28 protein-coding genes are annotated in these 25,957 nt (G+C 66.2%); 13 read left to right on the top strand and 15 right to left on the bottom strand.

Features of this window, described 5'->3' with window-relative positions; all coding sequences use genetic code 11:
• Position 1: 1 nt before the first annotated feature.
• Positions 2–1,393 carry a GntP family permease gene (locus tag A7G45_RS25000; protein WP_260940957.1) on the bottom strand — a complete coding sequence of 464 codons (1,392 nt, stop codon included), beginning with the start codon at positions 1,391–1,393 and terminating at the stop codon, positions 2–4.
• A complete protein-coding gene (locus tag A7G45_RS24995; RefSeq protein ID WP_260940955.1) occupies positions 1,393–1,923 on the bottom strand; it encodes a gluconokinase in 531 nt (176 codons plus the stop codon). Before A7G45_RS24995 ends, A7G45_RS25000 begins: the two co-directional genes overlap by 1 nt.
• Positions 1,924–2,050: 127 nt before the next feature.
• Here A7G45_RS24995 and A7G45_RS24990 point away from each other — a divergent pair, with 127 nt between their 5' ends.
• Positions 2,051–2,764, top strand: a complete 714-nt coding sequence (locus A7G45_RS24990; protein WP_377042116.1) for a FadR/GntR family transcriptional regulator — start codon at positions 2,051–2,053, stop codon at positions 2,762–2,764.
• A gap of 6 nt (positions 2,765–2,770) precedes the next feature.
• Here the strand turns inward: A7G45_RS24990 and A7G45_RS24985 are convergent, their stop codons facing one another.
• Positions 2,771–3,316, bottom strand: coding sequence for a hypothetical protein (locus A7G45_RS24985; protein ID WP_260940951.1), 546 nt, complete (start codon positions 3,314–3,316; stop codon positions 2,771–2,773).
• A gap of 54 nt (positions 3,317–3,370) precedes the next feature.
• On the opposite strand from A7G45_RS24985, the gene A7G45_RS24980 reads away from it, so the two are divergent.
• Both A7G45_RS24980 and A7G45_RS24975 read left to right on the top strand, forming a co-directional pair.
• Positions 3,371–4,123 (top strand): SDR family NAD(P)-dependent oxidoreductase, encoded by a 753-nt coding sequence (locus A7G45_RS24980; protein ID WP_260940949.1) that lies wholly within the window; start codon positions 3,371–3,373, stop codon positions 4,121–4,123.
• A gap of 68 nt (positions 4,124–4,191) precedes the next feature.
• On the top strand, positions 4,192–6,693 hold the full coding sequence (locus tag A7G45_RS24975; RefSeq protein ID WP_260940948.1) for a glycogen/starch/alpha-glucan phosphorylase: 2,502 nt from the start codon (positions 4,192–4,194) through the stop codon (positions 6,691–6,693).
• Between the two features lie 25 nt (positions 6,694–6,718).
• Here A7G45_RS24975 and A7G45_RS24970 read toward each other — a convergent pair whose 3' ends face one another.
• Positions 6,719–7,054 (bottom strand): DUF732 domain-containing protein, encoded by a 336-nt coding sequence (locus A7G45_RS24970; protein WP_043400571.1) that lies wholly within the window; start codon positions 7,052–7,054, stop codon positions 6,719–6,721.
• Between the two features lie 260 nt (positions 7,055–7,314).
• Here A7G45_RS24970 and A7G45_RS24965 point away from each other — a divergent pair, with 260 nt between their 5' ends.
• Genes A7G45_RS24965 through A7G45_RS24955 form a run of 3 tightly spaced genes read left to right on the top strand, consistent with a single transcriptional unit; the run spans position 7,315 to position 11,159 of the window.
• Complete coding sequence (locus A7G45_RS24965; protein WP_260940947.1) at positions 7,315–7,749, top strand: MmpS family transport accessory protein; 435 nt, start codon at positions 7,315–7,317, stop codon at positions 7,747–7,749.
• Positions 7,746–10,670, top strand: a complete 2,925-nt coding sequence (locus tag A7G45_RS24960; RefSeq protein ID WP_260940945.1) for an MMPL/RND family transporter — start codon at positions 7,746–7,748, stop codon at positions 10,668–10,670. The genes A7G45_RS24965 and A7G45_RS24960 overlap by 4 nt, the downstream gene beginning before the upstream one ends.
• Before the next feature lie 30 nt (positions 10,671–10,700).
• Complete coding sequence (locus A7G45_RS24955) at positions 10,701–11,159, top strand: DUF5078 domain-containing protein (RefSeq protein WP_260940944.1); 459 nt, start codon at positions 10,701–10,703, stop codon at positions 11,157–11,159.
• Between the two features lie 63 nt (positions 11,160–11,222).
• On the opposite strand, the gene A7G45_RS24950 is transcribed toward A7G45_RS24955, so the two are convergent.
• The 3 genes from A7G45_RS24950 to A7G45_RS24940 are packed head-to-tail and all read right to left on the bottom strand — an operon-like array spanning position 11,223 to position 14,178.
• Positions 11,223–12,233 (bottom strand): TIGR03617 family F420-dependent LLM class oxidoreductase, encoded by a 1,011-nt coding sequence (locus A7G45_RS24950; protein WP_260940943.1) that lies wholly within the window; start codon positions 12,231–12,233, stop codon positions 11,223–11,225.
• 17 nt (positions 12,234–12,250) lie between these two features.
• Positions 12,251–13,147 carry an alpha/beta fold hydrolase gene (locus tag A7G45_RS24945; RefSeq protein WP_260940941.1) on the bottom strand — a complete coding sequence of 299 codons (897 nt, stop codon included), beginning with the start codon at positions 13,145–13,147 and terminating at the stop codon, positions 12,251–12,253.
• Between the two features lie 5 nt (positions 13,148–13,152).
• Entirely contained in the window at positions 13,153–14,178 is a 1,026-nt protein-coding gene (locus tag A7G45_RS24940; RefSeq protein WP_260940940.1) for a zinc-binding dehydrogenase, read from the bottom strand.
• Positions 14,179–14,295: 117 nt separating this feature from the next.
• On the opposite strand from A7G45_RS24940, the gene A7G45_RS24935 reads away from it, so the two are divergent.
• Genes A7G45_RS24935 through A7G45_RS24925 form a run of 3 tightly spaced genes read left to right on the top strand, consistent with a single transcriptional unit; the run spans position 14,296 to position 16,450 of the window.
• Entirely contained in the window at positions 14,296–15,102 is an 807-nt protein-coding gene (locus tag A7G45_RS24935; protein ID WP_260940939.1) for a helix-turn-helix domain-containing protein, read from the top strand.
• A gap of 50 nt (positions 15,103–15,152) precedes the next feature.
• A complete protein-coding gene (locus A7G45_RS24930) occupies positions 15,153–16,079 on the top strand; it encodes an alpha/beta hydrolase (RefSeq protein WP_260940937.1) in 927 nt (308 codons plus the stop codon).
• Positions 16,076–16,450, top strand: a complete 375-nt coding sequence (locus tag A7G45_RS24925; RefSeq protein ID WP_260940936.1) for a cupin domain-containing protein — start codon at positions 16,076–16,078, stop codon at positions 16,448–16,450. Before A7G45_RS24930 ends, A7G45_RS24925 begins: the two co-directional genes overlap by 4 nt.
• A gap of 14 nt (positions 16,451–16,464) precedes the next feature.
• Here A7G45_RS24925 and A7G45_RS24920 read toward each other — a convergent pair whose 3' ends face one another.
• From A7G45_RS24920 to A7G45_RS24910, 3 genes are all read right to left on the bottom strand, one after another.
• Positions 16,465–18,258 carry a hypothetical protein gene (locus tag A7G45_RS24920; RefSeq protein WP_260941580.1) on the bottom strand — a complete coding sequence of 598 codons (1,794 nt, stop codon included), beginning with the start codon at positions 18,256–18,258 and terminating at the stop codon, positions 16,465–16,467.
• A gap of 166 nt (positions 18,259–18,424) precedes the next feature.
• Positions 18,425–19,927 (bottom strand): alpha/beta hydrolase, encoded by a 1,503-nt coding sequence (locus A7G45_RS24915; RefSeq protein WP_377042115.1) that lies wholly within the window; start codon positions 19,925–19,927, stop codon positions 18,425–18,427.
• 70 nt (positions 19,928–19,997) lie between these two features.
• Positions 19,998–20,219 (bottom strand): hypothetical protein, encoded by a 222-nt coding sequence (locus A7G45_RS24910; RefSeq protein WP_043985154.1) that lies wholly within the window; start codon positions 20,217–20,219, stop codon positions 19,998–20,000.
• A gap of 538 nt (positions 20,220–20,757) precedes the next feature.
• Here A7G45_RS24910 and A7G45_RS24905 point away from each other — a divergent pair.
• Positions 20,758–21,174: a transglycosylase family protein gene (locus tag A7G45_RS24905; RefSeq protein ID WP_043400454.1), complete on the top strand. Its 417-nt coding sequence runs from the start codon at positions 20,758–20,760 to the stop codon at positions 21,172–21,174.
• A 41-nt stretch (positions 21,175–21,215) separates the two neighbouring features.
• Here A7G45_RS24905 and A7G45_RS24900 read toward each other — a convergent pair whose 3' ends face one another.
• Positions 21,216–21,689 carry a nuclear transport factor 2 family protein gene (locus tag A7G45_RS24900; protein WP_260940933.1) on the bottom strand — a complete coding sequence of 158 codons (474 nt, stop codon included), beginning with the start codon at positions 21,687–21,689 and terminating at the stop codon, positions 21,216–21,218.
• A 128-nt stretch (positions 21,690–21,817) separates the two neighbouring features.
• Between A7G45_RS24900 and A7G45_RS24895 the strand changes: the two genes are divergently transcribed.
• Complete coding sequence (locus tag A7G45_RS24895; protein WP_260940931.1) at positions 21,818–22,408, top strand: TetR/AcrR family transcriptional regulator; 591 nt, start codon at positions 21,818–21,820, stop codon at positions 22,406–22,408.
• A 56-nt stretch (positions 22,409–22,464) separates the two neighbouring features.
• Here A7G45_RS24895 and A7G45_RS24890 read toward each other — a convergent pair whose 3' ends face one another.
• From A7G45_RS24890 to A7G45_RS24875, 4 genes are all read right to left on the bottom strand, one after another.
• Positions 22,465–22,605 carry a hypothetical protein gene (locus tag A7G45_RS24890; protein WP_162625338.1) on the bottom strand — a complete coding sequence of 47 codons (141 nt, stop codon included), beginning with the start codon at positions 22,603–22,605 and terminating at the stop codon, positions 22,465–22,467.
• Between the two features lie 208 nt (positions 22,606–22,813).
• Complete coding sequence (gene mbp1, locus A7G45_RS24885; RefSeq protein ID WP_260940928.1) at positions 22,814–23,053, bottom strand: microaggregate-binding protein 1; 240 nt, start codon at positions 23,051–23,053, stop codon at positions 22,814–22,816.
• Positions 23,054–23,156: 103 nt separating this feature from the next.
• The gene (locus A7G45_RS24880; protein ID WP_260940926.1) at positions 23,157–24,476 is read right to left on the bottom strand and encodes a Dyp-type peroxidase; all 1,320 of its coding nucleotides are present in this window, start codon (positions 24,474–24,476) and stop codon (positions 23,157–23,159) included.
• The gene (locus tag A7G45_RS24875; RefSeq protein WP_260940925.1) at positions 24,476–25,036 is read right to left on the bottom strand and encodes a hypothetical protein; all 561 of its coding nucleotides are present in this window, start codon (positions 25,034–25,036) and stop codon (positions 24,476–24,478) included. Before A7G45_RS24875 ends, A7G45_RS24880 begins: the two co-directional genes overlap by 1 nt.
• Before the next feature lie 202 nt (positions 25,037–25,238).
• On the opposite strand from A7G45_RS24875, the gene A7G45_RS24870 reads away from it, so the two are divergent.
• Together A7G45_RS24870 and A7G45_RS24865 are read left to right on the top strand one after the other, a co-directional pair.
• A complete protein-coding gene (locus A7G45_RS24870) occupies positions 25,239–25,541 on the top strand; it encodes a hypothetical protein (RefSeq protein WP_260940923.1) in 303 nt (100 codons plus the stop codon).
• 38 nt (positions 25,542–25,579) lie between these two features.
• A complete protein-coding gene (locus A7G45_RS24865) occupies positions 25,580–25,924 on the top strand; it encodes a heme-binding protein (protein ID WP_260940921.1) in 345 nt (114 codons plus the stop codon).
• Positions 25,925–25,957: the final 33 nt, after the last annotated feature.

Below are 25,957 nucleotides of genomic sequence, written 5' to 3'. Positions count from 1 at the left end.
GCTAGACGAAGATATCCAGGATCAGGACCGCGGCCAGACCCGACACCGATAGCACGGTCTCCATGATCGACCAGGTCTTGATCGTCTGGCCGACGCTGAGCTTGAAGTACTCCTTGACCAACCAGAAGCCCGCGTCGTTCACGTGCGAGAAGAACAGCGAGCCGGCACCGACGGCCAGCACCACCAACGACAGCTCGCCGGAGTCCATCCCGTGGACCAGGCCCAGAATCAGCGACGACGCCGTGATGGTGGCGACGGTGGCCGACCCGGTGGCCAGCCGGATGAGGACGGCAAGCAGCCATGCCAGCACGAGCACGGAGATGTGCACGCCTTCGGCCCAGCGCGCCAGCATCGTGCCGATGCCGGTGTCCACCAAAACCTGCTTGAATCCGCCGCCGGCGGCGACGATCAGGAAGATGCCCGCGACCGGGGGCAGGCTCGATTCGATGCACTTGGTGACCGCAGCGCGATCCATCCCCGCGCCGCGGCCGAGGGTGACGGTGCCGACCACGACGGCGATGAGCAGCGCGACCAGCGGGGTGCCCACCGCGTCGAAGATCCGGCGGAACCATTGCGTCTTGTCGTCGATGAAGATGTCGACGAGGGCCTTGCCCAGCATCAGCGCGACCGGCAGCAGCACCGAGCCCAGCGTGACGCTGAAGCGTGGTCGTTTGCCGTGTGCCCGAAGGGCTTCCGGATCGGTGTCAAAGGTGTCCGGCGCCGCGACGACGACCCATTTGCCGGCCAGCCGGCCGAACAGCGGACCCGCGACGATGATCGTCGGGACGGCGACGAGCACCCCGAGCCCGAGCGTGACGCCGAGGTCCGCGCCCAGCAGTCCGACAGCGGTCAGCGGCCCGGGATGCGGTGGCACGAAACCGTGCATGGCCGACAGGCCCGCCAGCGCCGGGATGCCGATGGTGATCAACGACTGCTGCGAGCGTCGGGCCACCAGATAGATGACCGGCATCAGCAGCACCAGACCGATCTCGAAGAACATCGGCAGCCCGATGATCGCGCCCACCAGCGCCATCGCCCAGGGCAGGGCGCGGGGCGAGGCGGCTCCGACGATGGTGTCGACGATCTCGTCGGCGCCACCCGAGTCGGCGAGCAGTTTGGCGAACATCGCGCCGAGGGCGATCAGGATGCCCACGCCGGCCGCGGTGGCGCCGAAGCCGTCGGAGAACGATTTGAGGACAGCGGTGAGGTTCTCTCCGGCTGTCAGCCCCACCGTCAGGCCGCCGAAGATCAGCGCCAGGAACGGGTGCAGTTTGACCAGCGTGATGAGTACGACGATGACGCTGATGCCGACGACGAACGCCAGGATCAGCTGGGTGGCCGAGCCGACGGGCTCGACGAGTTTGGGAGCGTCAGCCAGGAATGAGGTGCCCATCAGATGTTCTCCCCGTCGCTCCGCTCGCCCCGGTGGTCGCCTCCGGTGCGTGAAATGTATTCGTCGACAATCGAATCGATGCTCTGCCCGACGTCGATGACGACACCGGCCTCATCGGCTCGCAGTGGCTCCAGGGTGTCGAACTGTGAGGCCAGCAGCGACGCCGGCATGAAGTGGCCCGGCCGGCTGGCCTGCCGGGCGCCGATGACCTCGGGGGTGCCGAACAGGTGCAGGAACTGCGTGCCCGGGCAGTGGCTGCGCAGCTGGACGCGGTACTGGTACTTGAGGGCCGAACAGCTCATCACGCCGCCGTCGCCGCAGTGCTCCCCGAGCCACCGCCCGATGGTCTCGAGCCAGGGCCGGCGGTCGTCGTCGTTCAGCGGGTGACCGGCCGCCATCTTCGCGATGTTGGCGGCGGGGTGGAAGTCGTCCGCATCGGCGAACGGCACGCGTAACCGCTGCGCGAGCGCCGCGCCGACGGTCGACTTGCCGGATCCGGAAACGCCCATGACGACGATCGGTGATGGCATCTACTACACCCGCCCTTGCTGTGGTTTGACTCACACAGCGTGGCTCAAAAGTCAGACTATTTCAAGACCCAATCGAAATAGATGAGTTTTTAATCCACCGGGGCAGAGTTATGACAGGATGTTATGCGTGGTTACGCCCTCAAATGTCAGCGCTCTGCACGACAACGTGCTGGGCGCGCTGGGGACCGCGGTGGTATCCGGTACCTACGCCCCCGGCGAGGTCATCACCCTCGAAGGCGTGAGCGCACAACACGGGGTCTCCCGCAGTGTCGTGCGGGAAGCGATCCGGGTCCTCGAATCGATGGGGATGGTCGCCTCGCGCCGCCGGGTCGGGATCACCATTCAGCCCGCGGCGAATTGGAATGTGTTCGACCCCAGACTCATTCGCTGGCGACTCGATTCGGGCGATCGAGCCGCCCAACTGGTGTCGTTGTCGGAGCTACGCCGCGGGTTCGAACCGGTTGCTGCCGCATTGGCCGCCGAGCGCGCTAATCCACACCAGTGCCGCATCATGGCCGCCGCCGTGTCGGACATGGCTGTGCACGGTCGCGACGGCGACCTCGCCGCATATCTTCAGGCGGACAAGATCTTTCATCAGACCCTGCTGGAGGCCAGCGGCAACGAGATGTTCCGCGCGCTGAACGCGGTGGTCTCCGAGATCCTCGCCGGACGCACCCACCACGGCATGATGCCCGACTCCCCCAACCCGGCCGCCATCGCGCTGCACGACGAGGTGGCCCGCGCCGTGCGGCTGCGCGACCCGGCCGGCGCCGAACGCGCGATGCGCGCCATCATCGACGAAGCGGCCGCCGCCGTCGCCGAGGAGTCGGGTTCGGACTGACGTCCGTCAGCGGCAGCGCTTCAGACCGTCGTTGGGGTCACAGAACAGCGGGTACTGCTGCACCGGAATCGGCAGCGGCTTCTGGAATTCCAGCCGGAAGGACTTCTTGACCATGGCCGCCTGCACGCCGCACTGTTCGGCGTTCATGATGGTCCGGGTGCCGGTCCAGTTGGTGTCCTCGAACTCGTAGTTCTCGACGACCTTGGACTTGGATCCGTCCGGGCACGTGAAACCCTGGAGGTCGGTCTGGGTGAACGCCCAGTGCCCCTCGCCGCCGGTCTGCCGGGCGTCGCCGCCGTAGGTTGCGCCGTACTGGTCGGACCCGATGTGCACGAGGCAACCCACTGGCAGTTCCATGTTGTTGCGCAGATCGCCAACTGTCGGGGCGCAGACGGGATAGATGGTCCACACGCCGATCGGCGTGCCCTCCTGGATGAAGGTGTAGATCCCCTCGGGCAGCCGGATGTCGGCATGCGCCGGCGCAGCTGCCGAGAAGAGTGCGCCCGCTGCGGCGAAACCAAAACTCGAAACGATAGCTAGAACACGTTTCATTTTCACCGCCTGAGTATCGCAGGCGACTCGGCCGCGGCGTGAGAAAGTCACCGTATGAGTTCACTCAGCGGGAAAGTTGCATTGATCACGGGCGCCTCGGCCGGCTTGGGCGCCGCCACGGTCAAGGTTTTCGCCGAACGCGGCGCATCGGTCTTCGGTATCGCGCGCGATGCCGAGCGGATGGCAACGGTGTTCGCCGACGCCTACGGCGAGAAGCCCGGTGGCGCGTTCTCCGCGGTGGACATCAGCACGGCCGATGCCTGCCGACAGGCGGTCGAGGACTGCATCGCGAAATTCGGACGGCTGGACGTACTGGTGAACGTCGCCGGTTTCCACGTCATGCGGCACACCCTGTCGATGACCGATGACGACTGGGACCGCGACCTCGCAGTGAACCTGAACGGCCCGTTCTATCTGACCCGGGCGGCGCTGCCGCAGCTGTTGGAGAACGGCGGCAACATCGTCAACGTCTCCTCGATCGCGGGCGTCGAAGGCGAGATCTACTCGGCCGGTTACTGCGCCGCCAAGCATGGGCTGATCGGGCTGACGCGGGCGCTGGCCGTGGAATACACCAAGGAAAAACTGCGGGTCAACGCCGTGTGTCCGGGTGGCATGCTGACCGCGCAGGTCACCGAGTTCGCGGCACCCGAGAACGCCGACTGGGACCTGATCATGCGGATCGCCGCTCCGCGTGGCTTCATGGAGCCGCGGGACGTGGCGAACGTCATCGCGTTCCTGGCCAGCGACGACGCCGCCGCGATTCACGGTTCGGTGTACCGCGTCGACAACGGCAAGGGCCCGGCCTGACCCGGCCACCGGAGAACCGTCAGCCGGTGTTCACGTGGTGGACGTACCGGAGCGGTTCAATCCCTTGGGTGACCGACTCCTCGCTGCCCGAATCCACCGGCGCCGATGTCGCCGCCGTCGCCCGTGAGCACAGCCGCACGGGCCGTTCCGCCGAAGCGCTCCGTCGCGCCGTCGTCGACCACCTGCGGTATTCGATCGGCCGGCCGGCGGCCGCACTGGAGCCCAGCCACTACTACCGTGCGCTCGCGTTGGCGGTTCGCGACCGGATGCAGGACAACCGCGCCGTTTCGACGCAGACGTCGCTGGATCTGGACAGCAAGGTGACGTGCTACCTGTCCGCCGAGTTCCTGATGGGTCCGCAGCTGGGAGCCAATCTGCTCAACCTCGGGATCGAGGATGCCGCGCGCGAGGCGCTGGCCGAGCTCGGCCAGGACTACGACACGGTGCTGGCATGCGAGGAAGAGCCCGGCCTCGGCAACGGTGGTCTGGGTCGACTGGCGGCCTGCTACCTGGACTCACTGGCCACCTTGGAGCGACCGGCCATCGGGTACGGAATCCGATACGAGTTCGGCATCTTCGACCAGGAGATCCACGACGGCTGGCAAGTCGAGAAGACCGACAACTGGCTGGACAACGGCAACCCGTGGGAGATCGCCAAGCCTGACGTGAGCTACCTGGTCAACTGGGGCGGCTACGCCGAGCACTACACCGATGACACCGGCGCCGACCGCGTGCGGTGGGTGCCGGGGCGCGTGCTCAAGGGCGTCGCCTACGACACCCCGATCCAGGGCTACGGGGTCAAGACCTGCAATGTGCTGACGCTGTGGAGTGCCCGCGCGGTGAAGTCCTTCGCGTTGGAGGCATTCAACACCGGCGACTACTACAAAGCCGTCGAGGACGAGGTCAACTCCGAAACCGTCACCAAGGTGCTCTACCCGAACGACGAGCCCGAGGTCGGCAAACGGCTGCGGTTGTTGCAGCAGTACTTCTTCGTGTCCTGCTCGCTGCAACACATCCTGCACATCGTCGACGATTTGGCCGATCTGTCCGTCCATGAGCTGCCGCAACGATTCGCCATCCAGCTCAACGACACGCACCCATCCATCGGAGTCGCCGAGCTGATGCGGCTACTGGTCGACGAGCGTCTGCTCAGCTGGGAGGAGGCATGGGAGATCACTGTGGCCACGTTCGGCTACACCAATCACACCCTGTTGCCGGAGGCGCTGGAGACCTGGCCGCTGACCATGTTCGCCGAGTCGCTGCCGCGGCACCTCGAGATCATCTACGAGATCAACCGCCGCTTCCTCGATGAGGTCGACGCAAAGTTTCCCGAAGACGCCGAGCGCCTGCGCCGCATGTCCCTGATCGGCGAGGACAACGGCAAGAGCGTGCGGATGGCGCATCTGGCCACCGTCGGCAGCCACGCCATCAACGGCGTCGCGGCGCTGCACTCGGATCTGCTCAAGGGCAGCGTCCTCAAGGACTTCTACGAGATGTGGCCGGAGCGGTTCTCCAACAAGACCAACGGTGTCACCCCGCGGCGGTTCGTCGGACTGGCGAATCCCGGCCTACGGGCGCTGCTCGACGACACCATCGGTGCCGGTTGGCTGACCGATCTCGCGAAGCTGCGCGGCCTGGAGAACCATGTCGATGACCCCGTGTTCCAAGATCGCTGGCGCGCAGTCAAGCGGGCCAACAAGGCGCGCCTGGCCGACTATGTGCGCGCCAACGCCGGCGTCGAACTGAACGCCGACTGGTTGTTCGACGTGCAGGTCAAGCGCATCCACGAGTACAAGCGCCAGCATCTCAACCTGCTGCACATCGTCGCCGAGTACCAGCGGCTCAAGCAGAACCCGGAGCTGCGGCTCACCCCGCGGGCGTACATCTTCGGCGGTAAGGCTGCGCCGGGCTACTTCCTGGCCAAGCGCATCATCAAGCTGATCAACGCCGTCGGCGAGACGGTGAACAACGACCCGCACGTGAGCCAGTTCATGAAGGTCGCGTTCGTCCCGAACTTCAACGTGCAGAACGGGCAGCTGATCTACCCGGGCGCCGACCTTTCCGAGCAGATCTCGACTGCCGGTAAGGAGGCCTCGGGCACCGGCAACATGAAGTTCATGATCAATGGCGCGCTGACCATCGGCACCCTGGACGGCGCCAACGTCGAAATGCGCGAGGAAGCCGGCGCCGAGAACTTCTTCCTGTTCGGGTTGACGGTCGACCAGGTCCAGCAGATCAAACGTGACGGCTACCGGCCGTCCGACTACATCAACGGCGAACTCGCCACGGCGCTCGACCTCATCGGCAACGGCACCTTCTCGCACGGGGACACCGAAGTCTTCCGCCCGATCGTCGACAACCTGCGGTTCGACGACCCGTTCCTGGTGTGTGCCGACTTCGCGTCGTACCTCGAATGCCAGGACCGCGTCAGTGCCGCCTGGCAGGACACGGGCGCGTGGACCCGGATGTCGATCCTGAACACCGCCCGCAGCGGCAAGTTCTCGTCGGACCGCGCCATCGCCGAATACTGCGACGACATCTGGGATGTCTCGGCGCTGACGGTGCTCTGAGGCACCGCCAGGGCCGCGACCCCCGCTAGTGAGCGAGCGCGACCAGCAGGTCGTGCTTCTCCGGGCAGTACGTGTCGAACGCGGCGTTGAGGAACTGGTAGACCTGCTGCTCCGAGCTGCTGTTGCGCGGCAGGTTCTTCTTCAGGAACGCCGCCGAGTCGGTGGCGCTGTGGTCGACGTTGTTGTCGAGCCGCTGGCAGGTGATCTTGCCGATCCAGGCGTTGTAGTCCTTGGGACCGTAGATCCCATAGGTGTGCAGCTGGTTGGCGAAATCGGTGTCGGGGTCGGCCTGAGCAGGGACGGCCATCGTGATTGCTGCCGCCGCGGCGCCCGCAACTGCGACCAGAGTGCGTGCCTTCATGTGACGGAGTCTATTCGTGCTGGTTGCCATCTGCCCCTGCTCCCTGAACAGTCGTCGCCGCATGTTCAATCCCATTGAACTGCTGCGTATTTGGTTCGATCCGCTGCGCTCTACCAGCTACGGTGATACGAGCCACCCGCAGCGGAGGTTTCCCATGATTAACTTAACTGGTCTAATCTAACACTTAAATGACCTAATCTGTCTCGGTCAGGGTCAGGAAGCGGGGAGCAGCAAGTGCAGTCGACCATGGTGTTCGCAGCGTGATCGGCACTGCGCTCAAGAAGGCGTGGATCCCGCTGCTCATCCTTGCCGTGGCCCTCGTCGCCGGTTTCACCGTGCAACGCGTCCGCGGCTACTTCGGCCAGAACCCCGTCATCGTCACCCCACGCAACTTCGCCGACGACGCCAAACCGTTCAAGCCCAAGGTCGTCACCTACGAGATCACCGGCGAACCCGGCGCCTACGCCGACATCAACTACCTCGACCTGGACGCCAAGCCGCAACGCGTCGACCACGCCATGCTCCCCTGGAAACTCGTCCTGTCCACCACCGCACCGGCAGCGTCGCCGAACATCGTCGCCCAAGGCGACGGTGACTCCATCACCTGCACCGTCCACGTCGACGACGAACTCAAAGACACCCGCACCTCCACGGGCGTACACGCCCAGACCTTCTGCCTGGTGAAATCTGCATGAGCCACCCCACTTCCGACAACTACGCGGACGCACCGACTGCGGTCATCCCGAAGGCTGAAAAGCCCCACCGGCCCTTGATCCCGCGGTTCCTTCGCACCTTCGCGATCCCGGTGATCCTGTTCTGGATCGGCGTCATCGTCGTGCTCGGGACCGCCGTGCCGTCGCTGGACGAGGTCGGCAAGATGCGCTCGGTCTCGATGTCGCCGGATCAGGCTGCCTCGGTCATCGCAACGAAGCGCGTCGGCGAGGTATTCCAGGAGTTCAAGTCGAACAGCTCGGTGATGGTCGTGCTGGAGAGCGATCAACACCTCGGCGCAGACGCACACGCCTACTACGACGAGATGATCAAGAAGCTCGAGGCGGATACCACGCACGTCGAGCACGTCCAGGACTTCTGGAGCGACCCGCTGACCGCCGCCGGCTCCCAGAGCAACGACGGCAAAGCCGCCTACGTGCAGGTGTACCTGCACGGTAACCAAGGTGAGTCGCTGGCCAACGAATCCGTTCAGGCCGCGCAGGACATCATCAAGAGCATCAAGACGCCGCCGGACCTGAAGGTCTACGTCACCGGCCCGGCCGCGCTGGCCGCCGATCAGCACATCGCCGGTGACCGCAGCGTCAAGATGATCGAGGGCGTCACGTTCCTGGTCATCATCGTCACCCTGCTGCTCGTGTACCGGTCGTTCATCACCGTGCTGCTCACCTTGTTGATGGTGGTGCTCGAGCTGTCCGCGGCGCAGGGCGTCGTCGCGACACTGGGCTACTACGACATCATCGGCCTGTCGACCTTCGCGACCAACCTCCTGGTCACCCTGGCCATCGCAGCGGCCACCGACTACGCCATCTTCCTGATCGGCCGCTACCAGGAGGCCCGCGGCGCCGGCGAGTCCCGCGAAGAGGCCTATTACACGATGTTCGAAGGCACGGCCCACGTCGTGCTGGGTTCGGGTCTGACCGTTGCGGGCGCCACGTTCTGCCTGCATTTCACCCGGATGCCGTATTTCGTGTCGCTGGGCGTCCCGCTGGCCATCGGCATGGTCACCGTGGTGTTTGCCGCGCTGACCCTGGGTCCGGCCGTGATTTCGCTGGCCAGCCGGTTCCGCAAGACGCTCGAGCCCAAGCGCGCGATGCGGGTTCGCGGCTGGCGCAAGATCGGTGCGGCAGTGGTCCGCTGGCCGGCCCCCATCCTGGTCGGCACCATCGCGCTGTCCCTGGTCGGCCTTCTGACGCTGCCGGGCTACCAGCCCGCCTATAACGACCGCCTGTACCTGCCCGCCGACATCCCCGCCAACGAGGGCTATGCCGCGGCGGACCGGCACTTCTCGCCGGCCCGGATGAACCCCGAGTTGATGCTCATCGAGAGCGACCACGATCTGCGCAACTCCGCCGACTTCCTGGTGATCGACAAGATCGCCAAGGCCATCTTCAAGGTCCCCGGGATCTCCAGGTCGCAGACCATCACCCGGCCCGAGGGCAAGCCGATCGAGCACACCTCGATCCCGTTCCTGATGAGCATGAGCGGCACCTCGCAGAAGATGAACGAGAAGTACGCGCAGGACTCGATGGCCAACATGCTCAAGCAGGCCAACGACATGCAGGTCAACATCGACACCATGAAGAAGATGCAGGGCATCACCACCCAGATGGCGGCCACCACGCACAGCATGGTCGGCAAGATGGTGACGATGACCCTGGATGTGGCCGACCTGCGCGACCACATCTCGGACTTCGACGACTTCTTCCGGCCGATCCGCAACTACCTCTACTGGGAACCGCACTGCTACGACATCCCGGTCTGCTGGACCATGCGCTCGGTCTTCGACACCCTCGACGGTATCGACACCATGACCGACGACATCCAGAACCTGATGCCGGACATGTTGAAGCTCGACAAGCTGATGCCTCAGATGGTCGCGTTGATGCCCGAGATGATCTCGACGATGACCAACATGAAGCAGTACATGTTGACCATGTACCAGACCCAGAAGGGTCTGCAGGATCAGATGCAGGCGCAGCAGGACAACGCGAGCGCCATGGGCGAGGCGTTCGACAACTCCCGCAACGACGACTCGTTCTACCTGCCGCCGGAGGTCTTCGACAACGCCGAATTCAAGCGCGGCATGAAGAACTTCATCTCGCCCGACGGCAAAGCAGTGCGGCTGATCATCTCGCACGAGGGCGAACCGATGAGCGCCGAAGGCATCTCGCACATCGACGCGATCAAGAACGCCGCCAAGGAGGCCATCAAGGGCACTCCCATGGAGGGCTCCAAGATCTACCTCGGCGGCACCGCGGCGACCTTCAAGGATCTGCAGGAGGGCGCTGACTACGACCTGCTGATCGCCGGAATCTCCGCCCTCGCACTGATTTTCGCGATCATGTTGATCATCACCCGATCGGTGGTGGCCGCCGCGGTCATCGTCGGCACCGTGGTGCTGTCGCTGGGCGCGTCCTTCGGTCTGTCAGTTCTGGTGTGGCAGCACCTGATCGGGCTCAACCTGCACTGGATGGTCATCGCGATGGCCGTCATCATCCTGTTGGCCGTCGGCGCGGACTACAACCTGTTGCTGGTCGCCCGGTTCAAGGAAGAGATCCACGCCGGGCTCAACACCGGCATCATCCGGTCGATGGGCGGCACCGGTTCCGTGGTCACCTCGGCCGGCCTGGTCTTCGCCTTCACCATGATGTCCATGGCGGTCAGCGAGCTGCACGTGGTCGGTCAGGTGGGAACAACCATCGGTCTGGGTCTGTTGTTCGACACGTTGATCATCCGATCTCTGATGACGCCGGCCATCGCCGCCCTGATGGGCAAGTGGTTCTGGTGGCCGCAGCGCGTGCGTCAGCGTCCGGTGCCCGAGCCGTGGCCGCAGCCCAAACAGGCCGGCGAACTGCAATCAGCCTCCAGCAGCACAGGTATCTAGGAAACAGGAGTAAGGACTATGGTCGAGATCATGCGTGGTCTGAAGCATGCCGGTGTCGCGGTCGCAGCCCTGGGCGCGGTCGCGACGACTCTCGCCGGACCGGCCGCCGCCGATGCCACCGACGACTACCCGATCCCCCACCGGATCATCATCACGACCTGTGATGCCGAGCAGTACCTGGCCGCCGCCCGCGACACCAGCCCGGTCTACTTCTCGCGATACATGATCGACATGCACAACCGCCCGGCCGACATCCAGCAGATGGCCCAGGACCGCATCCACTGGTTCTTCTCGCTGGACGCCGTGGGCCGCCGGCAGTACTCCGAGGACACCGCCACCAACATCTACTACGAGCAGGTGGCCACCCACTGGGGCAACTGGGCGAAGATCTTCTTCAACAACAAGGGCGTCGTCGCCAAGGCCACCGACGTCTGCCAGAGCTACCCCAAGGGCGACCTGAACGTCTGGAACTGGGTCCAGGCACCCTAGGGCGTTCGGCCCAGCCGACTTCGGCGTGATTCGTACCGGTCACCGGTACGAATCACGCCGTTTTCATTGCGCGTGCAGCGCGGTGACCAGGTCCCGCACGTCCTCGGGCCGCTGTTCATAACCCGGGAAGTAGCAACAGATTTCGTCCACATGCGCGCCGAATCGGCGTCCGATCTCGGCAGCGCACTCCTCCGGGGTACCGACGATGCCGATGGTCCGGACCATGTCGTCGCTGATCAGTGCCCGCATGCCGGCGAAGTCACCGACCTTGGACATGGCGTTGAGCGTCGGCTGCAGATCGGCCCACCCCTCGGTCTCCAGCACCGGCAGGTAGGCGGGCGTGGAGCCGTAGAACGCGATCAGCGTCGCGACACCGTTGATCGCCGCGGCCAGGTCCGCCTCGGTCCGCCCCACTGCCACCATCGCCTGAGCGATGATCTGCAGGTCGCCCGGCGCGCGCCCGGCGCGCTGCAGTCCCTCCCCCACTGCCACCAGGGTGCGGTCGGCGAAATGCCGGGCACTGTGGAACGGCATCACCAGCAGCCCGTCGGCGACCTCGGCGGCGGTGCGGGTCATGATCGGCCCCAGCGCGCCCATGAGCACAGCCGGCGGGCCGTAGGGGTTGGGGCCGGGGTTGAAGTTCGGCGGCATCAGCGTGTGGGTGAAATGCTTGCCGCGAAAATTCAACGGCGCCTTGCCTTCCCAGCAGTCGAAGATCGCCTTGATCGCCGTGACGGTCTCGGCCATGCGTTCGGCGGGTTTGGCCCACTGTGCGCCGTAACGCTTTTCGATGTGCACCTTGATCTGCGAGCCCAGGCCCAGCCGGAAACGACCGCCGCTGTACACCTGCAGGTCGTAGGCGGCGTGCGCGAGATGCAGCGGACTGCGCGGGCCGGCGATCGCAACGTTGGTCATCAGGTCCAGCTCGGCCGCGCCGGCCGCCGCGACCAGTGGCAGGAAGACATCGTGCGGGCCTTCGAACGTGAACACCCCGTCAGCGCCGAGGCCGGCCAGCTCGCGAGCATGGTCGGCCGCCCGCTGGGGCGCGCCATCGATCTGGAGTTGTACCCGCATGGGCGGTTGCCTTCCGTTCAGTTCCCGACGTAGTCCACAATCGCCGCGGCCACCTCGGCCGGCCGGTCGACCTGCAGGAAATGCCCTGCGCCATCGATGGTTTGGACCACCGACCCGGCGGGCAAGGCATTCAGCAGCTGCTCGGTGTAACCGACCTGCATCGCGCCGTCCTGCGTCCCGTGCAGGTACAGGATCGGAGCGCGCGGCAGTTCCTGCAGATACCGCTCGAACTCGGCATACGGCGCGTTGACGCCGCCGGGACGAACCAGTGCCCGGTAGTAGCCGACCGCAGCGGCCCGGTGCGCGGGGCTCGGCAGCGCGGCCAGCGTGGTGGCGACGTCGCCGGACACGTCAGTTCCGGCCGGAGACCAGTCTCGCCAAAGTCGCGGGATGACCCGGTGCAGGGTGCGCTCTGGCAGGCCGGGAAGCTGAAAGTACATGATGTACCAACTCATTCGGAGTTGGATCAGACTCATGCGGACGGTGCGGGCGGCACTGAACCGGGTCTGGCTCATCGCCGCCAGCGGCGGGACGGACATCGACACCACCGAACCGAACGGCGAATTCGGATACGCAGCAACGGCATTGGCGGCGAAGGCACCCCAGTCGTGGCCCACCAGCACGGCGTCGGGCCCACCGCCCAGTGCGTCGTAGAGGTCCAGCACGTCGGACACCAGGGCCCCGACGTGATAGTTGCCGTCGGCCGGCACACCGCTCGGTGCGTAGCCCCGCATGAAGGGCGCCACGACGCGGTAGCCCGCCTCCGCCAGCAGGGGCGCAACGCGCCGCCAGCCATGTGCGCTGTCCGGAAAACCGTGCAGGCACAACATCAATCGCCCGTCGGCCGGACCCCACGCCAACGCCCGCATGCGCAGGCGCGGTAGCGCGAGGTCCAGGGTCTCCTGATTGGCCATCATCACTAGGGGGTCAGCGTGACCTTGATGCAGTCCGCGGTCCGTGCCGCGACGGCGGCGTAGGCCTTGGGCGCGTCATCGAGCGACATGGCATGGGTGAAGATGCCGTCGACGTCGAGCCGGCCCGACCGCAGCAGCGGGATCAGCGCGGGCCAGGTCTGTTGCACCGGCGCCGTCGTCATGCGCAGGGTGATGCTGCGGATGAGCGACAGCGTCGCGGGGAACGGGAACGGGTTGAGGTCGTGCACCCCGACCACCGACACCGTGCCGCCGGCGCGCACCGCGGCCAGCGCCGCGTTCATGGTGGTGTCGTTGCCGACGGCGTCGATCACCGAGGCCGCTCCCCTGCCGCCCGTCGCTTCGTGGACGGCACCGATCTGGTCGGGAGTGATTGAGGTGGCTCCGCTGCGCGTGGCCAGCTCGCGGCGCCCCTCGACCGGGTCGACGGCGAACACCTGACCGGCGCCCTGCGCGATGGCGCAGCGCACCGCGCACAGACCGACCGCACCCAGACCGAACACGACGACGGTGCCGCCCGGCGGGATGTCGGCGCGCTGCGCCGCGGCCCAGCCAGTGGCGAGGTTGTCGGTGAGCAACAGGGCGGCCTCGGTGCTGAGATCGCTTGGCAGCCGGTGCAACTGGAAATCCGCCGACGGTACGGCGAGCAGTTCGGCCTGGGCGCCGCCGAGCACGCCGGAACCGAAGATCTGCGGACCCGACACACAGGTGATCGGGTCCTTGGTGTCGCAGCCGACGCAGTGGCCGCAACCCGCCACCGACGAAATGAGCACCGGGTCACCGACTTTGACGGTGCGAACCTCGGAACCCGCCTCGACGACGGTGCCGATGGCCTCGTGGCCGAGCGCCAGCGGCGTGGCCAACGGGTAGTCACCTTCGTAGAAATGCAGGTCCGATCCGCAGATGGCCGCCGTAGTGATCTGGACGACGGCGCCGTCCGGCCCGGGCAGCACCGGGTCGGGCACGGTATCGACGTAGACATTGCCGGGGGCGTCGATCAATACGGTTCTCAACTGTCCACCTCTGCTGATCCGGTGTTCCGTAACGGTGTTACAGGGTCACCTTACGGAGTCCGGATCCGGCTGTGTCGAGAACCCTCGGCAAGCCCGAGCCGCGCCTACCATCGAGGCATGACGGCGAGCACGGGGCGGCTGAGTGCCGCCGTGTGGGACCTCGCGATTCCGGCGCACCGGCAGCCGGGCCTGGCCATGGCGGGGTTCCGCGGCCGGGCCCCGACACAGCTCGCGCTGCAACTCGTGCCCTACCCCGCCGTGACGGTGTTCATCGAGTTCGGCGACGGCGAGTTGGTCGACGCGTCCGGCACGCGCCGCACCGGCGGCGGTGTCGTCGGACCGGCACCCGGCACGTTGACCGCGGTCGGCCGCGACGTCGACTGCCTGCAAATCCGGCTGTCGCCGCTACTGGCCCACGCGGTGTTCGGCGGCTCCGACCCGGCCGGCGTCATCCCCCTCGACGCGGTCTGGGGCAAGGGCGCCCAGCGCCTGTGCGAGCGGCTGTACGCGGCTCCGTCGTGGGACGAGCGATTTGCCATCGCCACAACGGAATTCGCCCGGCGCCGCGAATCCGGGCCTGCCGTGGATCCCGAGGTCGCCGTGGCGTGGCACGCGATGGTGCGCAGCCACGGGCAGGTGCGGGTCGACCGCATCGCCGACGAGATCGGCTGGAGCCGCAAGCGACTGTGGTCGAGGTTCGGCGCACAGATCGGCCTGCGACCCAAGCGCGCCGCGCAACTGATCAGGTTCGACGATGCCGCGCATCGGCTCGCCACCGGCAGCGCGCCGGGCGAGGTAGCCTACGCCTGCGGCTACGCCGATCAGTCGCATCTGCACCGCGATGCGCGGTCGTTCGCCGGGCTGACACCGGCGGGCGTCGCCGAGGCGCCGTGGCTCGACATCGACCCCGTGGCGTGGCGGTAAGGGAACATTCGTCCAAGACGCCGCCGTGTCCAGCCACCATGGTGGTGGCCATGGATCCCGAGTTGCAGCCCTTCATATCGCTGTTCCCGAAAGCCGAGCTGGACGATCCGGCGGTCGCCCGCCGGCGGCTCGCCGAACTGTCCGCCGCGGTGCCCGCACCCGACACCACCGGCTTGCAGATCAGCGACCGGCTCGTCCCCGACAATCCCGACGTTCCGGTACGCCTGTACCAACCCGCGGAGCCGATCGGCGCCATCGTGTGGCTGCGCGGCGGCGGATTCGTCATGGGCGACCTCGACACCGAGCACCCGTGGGCCGCTCGCATCGCCCAGGCGACGGGTGCTGTGGTGGTGTCCGTCGGGTATCGCTGCGCCCCCGAAAACCCTTACCCCGCAGCGCTGGACGACGTCTACCGGGCGCTGACGTGGGTGGCCACCAACGCGGCGGCGCTCGGAATCGATCACGACCGCATCGCCATCGGCGGCCATTCTGCGGGCGCGAATCTGGCCGCCGCGACCGCACTACGGGCACGCGACGAGGGCGGCCCGCGGATCGCCTTCCAGCTGCTCAACCAACCAGTGCTCGACGACCGCCAGCTCACGTGGTCGGCCCGAGCCTTCACCGACACCGTCTTCATGACGCGGGCGAAGGTCGCCGCGATTTGGCGGCACTATCTCGGCGGCAGACCTGCATCGGCGTACGCCGCCCCGGCCAGGGCCGAAGATTTGTCCGGGCTGCCGCCCGCCTACCTCGCGACGGCGGAGTTCGACCCCAACCGCGACGAAGCACTTGAGTTCGGCATCCGGCTGCTGCAGGCCGGCGTTTCGGTCGAGCTGCACCAGTGGCCCGGCACGTTCCACGGGTCGCAGGTGATCCTCGGCGCCGACGTCTCGGGGCGTCAGCTGGCGGAGCTCAGCGGCGCGCTGCGTCGCGGCTTGACCACCGACTCGGCGCACCTGCGGGCGGTGTCCGCATGACCGCCACCGTCGACCTATTCGCGTCTTTCGTGCACCTCTACGACGACGGCCGCATCACACCCGCCGAGCGCAGGTTCAGCTCCGGAGAGCCGGGTTGGCATGTCATGACGTTCCACGCGGAAACCGACGCCGAGGTGCACGCCGACTACTGGGAAATCCACACGGAGGCAGACGAACTCGTCGTCTGCCTCTCCGGGGAGCTACGGCTCTACCTACGCACCGCTGTGGGCGACGACCCCGGCGTCGCACTGACGACGGGGCACGCGATGGTGGTGCCGCGCGGGACGTGGCACCGCATCACGTTGACCCGTCCCAGCGACATCATGTCGATCACGTTTCCCCGCGGCAGTCGGCTCGAGCAGCGCGACTGACCGCGGGGACAACGTCAGACGACCTCGCGGCGCCGGCGCCCGATGTAGATGCTCAGACCGACCGCACCCAGGCTCAGCAGGCCGCAGGTCACTGCGGCGATGGTCAGCGCCTTGTTCGGGTTCTCCAACCCCTTCTGGTCGTTGACCAGCTGCAGGTTGTAGTCGCCGGGCAGCGGTGCCTCACGCGGCTCGTCGAGCCCCGGGAACTGCTGGGTCCGATGCACCTCGAATTGCCGTTCGCCGGCGGGGCTTTGGGTCCACTGGCCCCAGGCCGGGGTGACGCCGTCGAGCAGCACGCGGCGTTCGCCGTACTGCACGTCGTCACCCGCGTCGACGATGCGCTGCACCCGGAACGGCTGGTAGACCGCGTCCGAATAGCGAACCTGCACAGGCACATTCGCGTAGCTCAGTACCGGTGGAGGCGGCGGAGGCAGCGGCATCCCGACGCCCGGGTAGTAACCGCCGCCGAAGAAACTGCCCACCGCGACGTTGACCGCGGTGTTGACGGCGTTCACCACGACCGCGGTGAAGCTGTACGCCGCGAGGTCGGCGACCTCCATGACGATGCGCTGCAGCGGCGGGATGTACACGATGCGCGGCGCGTTCCGGTAGACGTACACCACCCGGACGGGGTCGCGGTAGGGGTTGAACATCACCGGGCGGTAGTAATCGTCGTACTGCACCCAGTCGGGCCGCCACTGCCGGACCCGGTTGTCCCAGTCCCGACCCATCGGACGGTTGTCGTGACGATCCCAATCAGCCCGGTTGTCCCGGTTGTCCCGGTCGTCGCGGCGGTTCCAGTCGGCACGGCTGTCGAACTGGAAGTTGGCGACGTTGACGACCTTGGCCAGGTCGGCCACGTCGTGCACCGGGGCCGGTTCCGGCAGCTTCACATCGACCGCAGCGGCGGCCTTTGCGGTCGCGATATCCGCGACCGGCGCGGTCAGCGTCTCGGGCTTGAGCAGCTCAATCGGCCGCACCTCGCGGGCTTCGCGAGCCCCAGTGGTCGACGGCGACGCCGACTTCGACGATCCGGCGGTCACCGTCGCTGAAGCCGTGGCGGTGGCATCGATCCGGCCGGGGCCGGCCTCGATACCCGCGTGCTCGCCCAACTGGCCCTCGACGCCCGCGAGCGGCTTGCCTTCAGCCACAGTGCGATCGGTGGGAGCCGTCGACTTGTCCGGCTTGTCCGGCTGAACGGCGTCGGCCGGCGACGGGCGCTCTGCGAGCGCGGTGGTCGGGCTCGCCGTCACCGAGGTCGCCGACGGAGCCGACGGGGCCGGCTCGGCGACGACGGTCGACGGATGCGCCGGCGTCGTCGGCTCAGCAGGAACTTCCTGTGCCTTGGTGACCTTGGTGGTCGGCGCGGGGGTTTCCGTGTGCGACGGCGGAGCCGCGACGACGGGCGTCTCGACAGCCGTCGTGGTGGTCGGCGCCTGCGGCGTCTTCTCGGGTGCCTTGTTCTCCGGCGCCTTGCTCTCCGGGGCGGCGGTCACCACCGGGGCCACCGGAGCCACCGGCGCCGCGGGTGGGTCGGCCGGCGGCTTTGCCTGGACGACCGGGGCGTCGGCGGGAGCCGGCCGGCTCGGCGCCTCGGCCTCCGCCGTCTGCTCCCGCTGTTTACGTCCGCGCTGGCCACCGTCCTGCCCGTAGCCACCACCGGACCCCGAGCCGTCCTGTGCCGAGGAAGAATCCTGCCTGGGCGGCTTGGGCACGAGTGTGGTGGTGCTCGAGCTGTCGGAATCACTGCTCGGTTTGGCCGACACCGGAGCCGCGCCCACGGTGAGCGCGGTCAATGTCGTCGCCACGCCGGCAGCGACCGCTCCTACGAGCCGTCCCTGACGCCGTGACTGCTGAGTGTTCTTGTTATTGGTTTTATCGGTATGAGTAGCCATCGCGTATCGACTCCCTGCTGTGTCGCAACGATCTCACCGAGTCCATCTACTTAGACGGGCTCGGCGTTACATTCGACGTCTACTTGCCCGGGTTTGTTCCGGCCGCGACCGTCGCGGCCGGGCCGGCGGGCGGTGCCGGGGTCGTCGATCCCGCCGGGAACCCGGTCACGGGGACGCCGGGCGTGCCGATCCGTCCGGCCAGCCACGGCAGGCTGGTCTGGAATGCCGTCACCGCAAAGGGCCAATCGTGCTTTCCCGGCTGCGCGACGACAGCGCAGTCGATCCCCAGCTGCCGACCCACCGCGCACAGCGTCTTCCCTGCCTCGGTCTGGTCGCCGGGGTTGCCGGCGCCGTCACGGCCGCCGAGGCCGACGGCGTCGGGGTGCGCCTTGGCCCCTTTCCACTGGGTCGGGGCATCCGACGAGATGGAGAACCAGCCCGAAACACCTTGATAAGGGCCGTGTTTGGTCATCACGGTTTGGGGATCGAAGGTCGCCCACTGCGCTTCGCTACCGCCGTAGAGCCGGGCGAGGGTCTGCTCCTTGGTACCCGCGTTGGGGCCCATGTCCCCGGCGATGTCGACGAATGTGCCGAACAGCTCGGGGTGCATGACGGTGAGATCCACCGCACAGGTACCGCCCATGGACCAGCCGACGACGCCCCAGTTGGCCGGTTTTGCGCTGACGCCGAACGTGGACTCCATATATGGCGGGATGTCCTTGGTGAGGTGGTCGGCGACGTTGCCGCGGGGGCCGTTGACGCACTCGGTGTCGTTGTTGAACGAGCCGCCCGCGTCGACGAAGGCGAATACCGGCGCATTGCCGCCGTGCGCGGCCGCGAAGTTGTCGAAGAGACTGGCGACGTTGCCGATGCGCAGCCAGTCCGCCGGGGTGTTGAACTCGCCGGCGACCATCATCACCGTCGGCAGCGGCGAGGCGTTGTGCGCGAACCACGCGGGCGGCAGATAGACGACCTCGGTGCGGTGTGCGAAGCCCGACGCGGTGTCCGGAATGTCCACCTGAACCACCGCACCATGCGACGGGACGATGCCGGCGGCCTTCATCGAGGTGACGCTGGACATCTCGGTTTCGTCGGTGAGCGGGCCGGCGGTGAGCTCGCCCCACGCGGTCTGCACGGTCGGGAAGTAGCCGACCCAATCGTTGAGGGCGACGCCGGTGCTGAGCAGGCACAGCGGCACGGCGAGGACGGCGACGCCGCGGCGCCACCACTTCGACCCGTGCCAGCCGAGCACCAGCACGCCCAGCGCCAGCCCGGACAGACCCACCCAGATCCACAGTGACGCCGGTGCCGGGTTCCCTGCCAGGCCTTGCGATGTGGTGTACCAGTTCGCCCACGCGGCGGCGGCGATGCCAAGGACGGCGCAGACCGGCAGCCACAGGTACCGCCACCGGCGACCGCGCCAGCCGATGGCGAGGATCAGCACAATCGCGGCGATCACCTGGATGGTGACGGGCAGCCATCCATAGAGCAGAGAAAGCCCGTGGTGATTGGGCGCGACAACAGGTGGGAGCGGCGGGGCGGCAGGGCCGCCCGGGGCGTCGGCAAGAAACGTCGTCGTCACAGAATTCGATGATGGTCGCGCCAGCTGTGCGCCCGCTGTGCTGACCGCATGAGGCTCGTGAGCTTGTGGCCTAGCCGATGCCGATGCCGAAATACAGTTCGGGCACGACGCCCGGATACAGGTCACGCGGGTTGGCGCCACCGGCCTGTCCCGGAATGCCGACGCAGACGTCTTCTTCGACGCCGTCGACGTGCCGGCTCTGGCAGGTGGCCGGCTGATCGGCGGCCGCGGTCGGCGCCGTCAGAAATCCCGCTCCGAGGCAGACAGCTGCCACCAGCAGTCCGGCGGCCATCCGCCACGACTGTGCTGCCCTGATCGCTGCGCTTGTCATCACTTGCCCGGCATTCGTCGACCACACCGAATTTCGGCCCTATGAGAAGTCTGCGCGCTGACCGAGCCACACGCCAGGGCCATTCCCGCAACCACTTGGCGTCGAATTCACTCTAGTCACTCCAGTCACAGCTGTCACATAGGAAACTCTAATGTGTATTAGTAACTCAGATCACTTCAATAACAATTGCATCACTAAGCGCGACTGAATCACTAATAACAAAAGAATCACAGGCCCCATGCGTACCTATAACCACACGGTAAACAATACTCCCGTAACAGCTCACTGACCTGCAGCGACACGCTAGATAACAACTGTCAGTGCCGTCTCTTCTGCATCAGAAATATGCAGAAACACTAAATTTACTCGAAGAATAACAATTACCCCATTAGCACAGCTGATTATCAGGTTTAACGTCTGTATGGACAGCACCACGCGTCAATTGCGAACCATTTTGCGATCGGTATAGGGCCGTTCGCACAACAGGATCGAGGTGGGTATGAGCGGGCACCTATTTGTTCGTGCGGTCGCCATATCCGGCGTACTCGCGATCTCTCAACTGTCGTTGTCGATCTCCGAGGCCAACGCCGAACCCAACTGGGACGCCATCGCGCAATGCGAATCGGGCGGCAACTGGTCGGCCAATACCGGCAACGGCTTCTACGGCGGACTCCAGTTCAGCCCGGGCACCTGGACCGCCAACGGCGGCATGGGATCACCGGCCGCGGCCAGCCGCGGAGAACAAATCCGGGTGGCCCGAAATGTCATGCGTACGCAGGGCATCGGCGCTTGGCCGGTATGCGGAAGCCAGGCAGGACAGGCGTCGGCACCCAACGTGTGCCGCACCTTGGTGCAGTTCATCCCGCTGTCGAACCTGCCGTTCCTCTGCCGGACGCTGCTGAACGTCTTCCGATAAAGGGCGGGACACTCCCTTCGACGGTTGACTAGGACGCGTCCTCAGAAGCCGAAATCGCCGAGACCGGGGTGGTCGTCGGGACGGCGGCCCAGCGGCCAGAAGTACTTACGCTCGGATTCGGCGATCGGGAGGGTGTTGATGGATGCGTGGCGAGTGTGCATCAGACCCTGCTCGTCGTATTCCCAGTTCTCGTTGCCGTAGGAGCGGTACCAGTTCCCGGCGTCGTCGCGGTGCTCATAGGCGAAGCGCACGGCGATGCGGTCGCCGCCGTAGGCCCACAGCTCCTTGATCAGCCGATAGTCGAGCTCGCTGTTCCACTTGCGGGTCAGCAACGCGACGATCTCGTCCCGGCCCGTGGCGAACTCCGAGCGGTTGCGCCAGCGGGAGTCCACCGTGTAGCCCAGCGACACCTTCTGCGGGTCGCGGGTGTTCCACGCATCCTCGGCCAGTCGGACCTTCTCGATGGCGGTCTCCCGGGTGAACGGGGGCACCGGCGGGCGGGTTGTGATGGTCATATCGACTCAGCTCCTTCGGACTCTGAGGCTGCCGAAGGCTCGACGAGCCTCGGAACCATCGGAGAACGCTCGTTCTCTCGACATCTGCTAGCGTAGAGAACGTTGGTTCTCCGCGCAAGGGGGCATAGATGCTAGATCAGGAAACGGCACGTGAGCGCGCGCTCGAAGCGGCCGAGCAGCTGTTCTACAGCCGAGGCATCCAGGCGGTCGGGATGGATGCAGTGCGCAACGCTTCCGGGATATCGCTCAAACGCCTCTACAGGCTGTTCCCCTCGAAGGAAGAGCTCGTGCTGGAGTTCCTCCGACAGCGGGACTCACGGTGGCAGCACGCCCTCGCCGGCTACGTCGACGCGCAGCCACGGACCGAGGAGCGGATCACCGCTGTGTTCGACTGGTTGTACATGTGGTTCTCCGAGCCGGATTACCGCGGTTGCGCTTTCATCAACTCCTTCGGCGAACTGGGCGCGGTCTCGCCCGAGGTCGCAGAGCAGGCCCGACACCACAAGAAGGCCTTCCACGACTACCTCGCCGGCCTCGTCAGGACATCCGGGCGACCTGCCGAACTGGCCGATCAGCTCGCGCTGCTCGCCGAAGGAGCGATCACCACCGCAGCGATCTTCGGTACGCCTGAACCCGCCCACCAGGCACGAGACGCGGCGCGCTTCCTGATGCACGCGCATCCGGCCCAGGTCTCCCAGAACGACGGCGATGACACGTAGCCGAGGCGGCAATCAAGACGCCCGGGTTGGTGACAACGGCGACCGGGGAGCCGGAGCTACCTGCTCAGCAGGGCGAGTTCCTGCTGAGTGACCAAGCGCTCCATCTCGGCGCGATAGGCCTGGTCGTCCGACGGACGACGGGTGACGGCGGCGGCGACTTGCGCGACGATGCGTTCCACCTTGTGAGCTGTAGACATTGGACGCTCCCAACCACGAACCGAATGACCTGACTGCCCTCAAGCCACTCTGATCACACTGGTCTACAGGCGTCACATTTTGACTACGGCTGCATCACATGTCGCGCACGTTGGCGTGCCGCGCGCGTGTCGCGGCACGTCCCTGTGAGAACGTGCCGCGCCCAACGCCAGCCGGGCGAATGATGGTCGCCCATGTCCGATGCGAGAACTACTGATCAGACTGATTGGCCCGCTGACGCGCTTCTGCCACACGGGCCGCAGCCCGGGCCGATTCCGCTTCGGCTTCCTTCTTCGCCGCATCGCGCTGCGCTTCGGCCTTGTCGTGCTGCGCCTGACCTTCACGGAAAAGGTCATCGCGACCGGTCAGCGCACCGACCACCGCCTTGACCTTGCCCTTGATGCCTTCGACGACGCCCTTGGCAGCTTCTTCCGGACCGCTCTCGCCCATGAGGCTCTCTTTCCGATCGTAGGTTCACACCGACCGTGCATACGGCCGTCACTGTGAGGGTTCCCCTACAACCGAAAGCGAAACATGAACCCGCGACGAGCCCTCATTCCCCCAGCGACGCCAGGTAGCGGATTCCGCCGATGCCCGGCAGGAAGAAGTAGGCGCCGCCCTTCATCGTCGTGAATGCCGGAAGGCCCTTGTGCACCTTGCGGATCGGCCGTTTGGGGACGGTGAAGTCCAAGGTGCCGTCCTGCGTGCCGCAGATCGGATCGTGTTCGTTGCCGAGTTCGTGGAAGGCCTTGTCGTTGATCCAGACGTTCTGCGCAAACTCGAACTGGCGCACCAGATCTGCACAGATGATGAACGCCGCGATACCGCGGTCGACGCCGTCGTCCGGTGCCCCCTCCGGGAGCGCAGGACCATACGTCGCGCCGCGCCGGATCATCCGGCGGCGATTCATGTAGTGCGCCGTGTCGCGGGGATTGAGCCGGCGCGCGTGGGAGCCCAGGGGGCACGCATAGCCGAACGGATCCTGTTCCTTGTAGTTGAAGTCGTTGTTGCGCATGGGATCCGCGCCCAGCTCGGGGTCGTCCTGGTCCGGCGCCAACACCAGCGGGGCGCCGCTGCGCCACCGGCCCATGAACTTCGCGGCCAACAACTCTTCGCCTTCGGGGGTATTGGCGTTCGCGCGCAGGTAATCCCGAAACACCCCGACGTGCTCTTCGAGTCTGCGGTACGCCATATAGCTGCCGTTGCGCGAAAGCGCCTCGGGCTGCGGCAGATCCACCACCGGACCGTTCTCGTCGTCGTATCCGAGGATGAACTCACCTGGCGCGAGCGGGTCGCCCGACCCCGGCGTCGGCTCCTCCCCCGAACCCGTCATCACCGGCTGCGACAACCGATCCCGGAAGCCGAAGTGATCGTGGGCGTAGTTGAACGGCGGCGTGGCATTGAGGTCGAGGTACGACAGACTGCGCACCCCGTCGGTCCGTGCGAGCAGGTCGTCGTGCGCCGCGATGGACCTTGCGTTTTGTTCGTCGTTGCGGGAGAACAGGATTGCGATGGCGTGCAGATCGTCGCCCGCCAGCCCGCCCACCCAATGCTCCGGGGCTGCCGTGCCGGTGTCTCCCAGAATGCTGGCTCGCGACGCCATTCCTTCCCGGAACGCATCGGGGAAGGTCGCCAGCGAATCCTCCGGGACCCCCAGCGCGCGCAGGCCATTCCAGGTGAACGCCAAGGTGACCCAGCGATCGGACTCGTCCATCGTGGCCTTGGCGTCGGTCGCCGACTGGACCTTGTCCTGCAATTCCGACAGCCACGCCCGGCCACCTTCGGGGGTGTCGAACGTCAGGAACTCGTAGCGCCCGGTGAGGGCCGGAGTTCGCGTCAGCAGGATGTGCTGAATGTCGTCGAACTCGAGCATTACTGCATTTGATCGAGCATCGTCGAGAACGCCGCCTTCAACCGGAGCGCCTTCTTGATCTCGTCCGCGGTCACATACGGGTACTCGCCGTACTCCAGGAAGCTCGGCTGCTGATGGTCACGGACGAACTTGATGAACGCCTCGGTGTTGGTCTGCCAATCCTCCGGGAAGCCTTCGAGATTGGTGAACACCGTCGTGACGCCGGTCGCGCTGAAGAGCGCCACCGCATCCTCGGTGTACTTGTCGAAGTCGGTGTCGAAGATGCCCATGTACTGAAAATGCAGGCCCGAGCCGACGTCGAACAGGTTCCAGCGCAGGTAATGCAGGCGCAGCGGCGCCAGAGCTTCCGGGCTGGCCTTGATGGTCTCCTCGATGGTCTTGCCGTAGGCGCGGACCACTTCCTCGCGCCCCTCTTTCACCTTCGCGATGATCGAGAAGCCGTAGCAGGCAGGCGTCTTCGGGAACACCGGCCCGTAGCGGCCCCGCACTTCCTCGAAGTAGCCCTCCTTGGGGATCGCCATGGCGGCCGGCTTGGTCCAGTCCTGCGTGCTCTCACCCATGTCGGCTCCTCACGTCTTGTGCCCTACGCCGGACGCTAACACCGCCCGCGAATTGGCCGAGGCAATCGTCAATATCTGAGCGCAATAACTGCCAACTGCTTCTCCTGCTCGGCCCGGTCCAATTACTCTGAGCCGACACCGGTTTCCGCGCACCGGCGGCGTGCCGACCACCGCGGACCCAGCCGTCCGGAAGAAGAAGTCCATGCAACTGAAGCAGCGCTACTTGAGTCTGGGGCTGGCGCTCACATTCGTCCCTGTCGGTCTCAGCGCTGCGGCGCCGGCGTCGGCAGACTGCAGCGGTGCCGGATACGCCACCGTGTGCGCCCAGGGCGACGTCCGCGGCGGCGGACCCACTCCACCGTCCGCAGGGCCGGCCTACCCGTCCTACTGCGCCGACCCCTGGTATTGCGACGACGGCTGGGGCATCGACATCAATGTCCCGATCCGCCCGATTCGCCCGCCCAATGGCGGTGGTGGCGGTGGCGGTATCGGTCCGCGTCGCTGATCACCCCTAAACCCAACAACCCTGTAGGAGCAACCCACATGAAGATTCGCAACATCATCGGTGCCGGTGTGATCGCCGGTGCGACGTTCATCGGCACAGCCACAACGGCGCTCGCTGATCCGCCGGACTGCACCGCCGCCGATCTCGCGAACGTGATGTCCGGGGTGAACGCGGGCACCGCGTCGTACCTGTTCAGCCACCCCGATGTGAACGCGTTCTTCACGGGCCTGAAGGGCAAGACGCGGGATCAGATGCGCACCGAGATCACGGCGTACATGGATGCCAATCCGCAGGTGAAGGCTGAAGTCCAGGGTGTGCGGCAGCCCGCGGCCGACTTCCGCGAGCGCTGCAACGCCCCGATGCCCGACGGTCCGTTGAACTGACGGCCCGGAGAAAGGAAACCGATCCGATGAAGG

It is taken from the genome of Mycolicibacterium llatzerense (genome assembly GCF_025331195.1).
GTDB classification, from domain to species: domain Bacteria; phylum Actinomycetota; class Actinomycetes; order Mycobacteriales; family Mycobacteriaceae; genus Mycobacterium; species Mycobacterium llatzerense.
This window is presented reverse-complemented; position numbering and strand designations above follow the sequence as displayed.

Bases quoted from the DNA above. Each gene is read 5' to 3' on its own strand.
- A7G45_RS25000 (WP_260940957.1), bottom strand. From the start codon at position 1,393: ATGGGCACCTCATTCCTGGCTGACGCTCCCAAACTCGTCGAGCCCGTC.
- A7G45_RS24995 (WP_260940955.1), bottom strand. From the start codon at position 1,923: ATGCCATCACCGATCGTCGTCATGGGCGTTTCCGGATCCGGCAAGTCG.
- A7G45_RS24985 (WP_260940951.1), bottom strand. From the start codon at position 3,316: ATGAAACGTGTTCTAGCTATCGTTTCGAGTTTTGGTTTCGCCGCAGCG.
- A7G45_RS24980 (WP_260940949.1), top strand. From the start codon at position 3,371: ATGAGTTCACTCAGCGGGAAAGTTGCATTGATCACGGGCGCCTCGGCC.
- A7G45_RS24970 (WP_043400571.1), bottom strand. From the start codon at position 7,054: ATGAAGGCACGCACTCTGGTCGCAGTTGCGGGCGCCGCGGCGGCAGCA.
- A7G45_RS24960 (WP_260940945.1), top strand. From the start codon at position 7,746: ATGAGCCACCCCACTTCCGACAACTACGCGGACGCACCGACTGCGGTC.
- A7G45_RS24955 (WP_260940944.1), top strand. From the start codon at position 10,701: ATGCGTGGTCTGAAGCATGCCGGTGTCGCGGTCGCAGCCCTGGGCGCG.
- A7G45_RS24950 (WP_260940943.1), bottom strand. From the start codon at position 12,233: ATGCGGGTACAACTCCAGATCGATGGCGCGCCCCAGCGGGCGGCCGAC.
- A7G45_RS24945 (WP_260940941.1), bottom strand. From the start codon at position 13,147: ATGGCCAATCAGGAGACCCTGGACCTCGCGCTACCGCGCCTGCGCATG.
- A7G45_RS24935 (WP_260940939.1), top strand. From the start codon at position 14,296: ATGACGGCGAGCACGGGGCGGCTGAGTGCCGCCGTGTGGGACCTCGCG.
- A7G45_RS24930 (WP_260940937.1), top strand. From the start codon at position 15,153: ATGGATCCCGAGTTGCAGCCCTTCATATCGCTGTTCCCGAAAGCCGAG.
- A7G45_RS24925 (WP_260940936.1), top strand. From the start codon at position 16,076: ATGACCGCCACCGTCGACCTATTCGCGTCTTTCGTGCACCTCTACGAC.
- A7G45_RS24910 (WP_043985154.1), bottom strand. From the start codon at position 20,219: ATGGCCGCCGGACTGCTGGTGGCAGCTGTCTGCCTCGGAGCGGGATTT.
- A7G45_RS24905 (WP_043400454.1), top strand. From the start codon at position 20,758: ATGAGCGGGCACCTATTTGTTCGTGCGGTCGCCATATCCGGCGTACTC.
- A7G45_RS24900 (WP_260940933.1), bottom strand. From the start codon at position 21,689: ATGACCATCACAACCCGCCCGCCGGTGCCCCCGTTCACCCGGGAGACC.
- A7G45_RS24895 (WP_260940931.1), top strand. From the start codon at position 21,818: ATGCTAGATCAGGAAACGGCACGTGAGCGCGCGCTCGAAGCGGCCGAG.
- A7G45_RS24890 (WP_162625338.1), bottom strand. From the start codon at position 22,605: ATGTCTACAGCTCACAAGGTGGAACGCATCGTCGCGCAAGTCGCCGCC.
- mbp1 (WP_260940928.1), bottom strand. From the start codon at position 23,053: ATGGGCGAGAGCGGTCCGGAAGAAGCTGCCAAGGGCGTCGTCGAAGGC.
- A7G45_RS24880 (WP_260940926.1), bottom strand. From the start codon at position 24,476: ATGCTCGAGTTCGACGACATTCAGCACATCCTGCTGACGCGAACTCCG.
- A7G45_RS24875 (WP_260940925.1), bottom strand. From the start codon at position 25,036: ATGGGTGAGAGCACGCAGGACTGGACCAAGCCGGCCGCCATGGCGATC.
- A7G45_RS24870 (WP_260940923.1), top strand. From the start codon at position 25,239: ATGCAACTGAAGCAGCGCTACTTGAGTCTGGGGCTGGCGCTCACATTC.
- A7G45_RS24865 (WP_260940921.1), top strand. From the start codon at position 25,580: ATGAAGATTCGCAACATCATCGGTGCCGGTGTGATCGCCGGTGCGACG.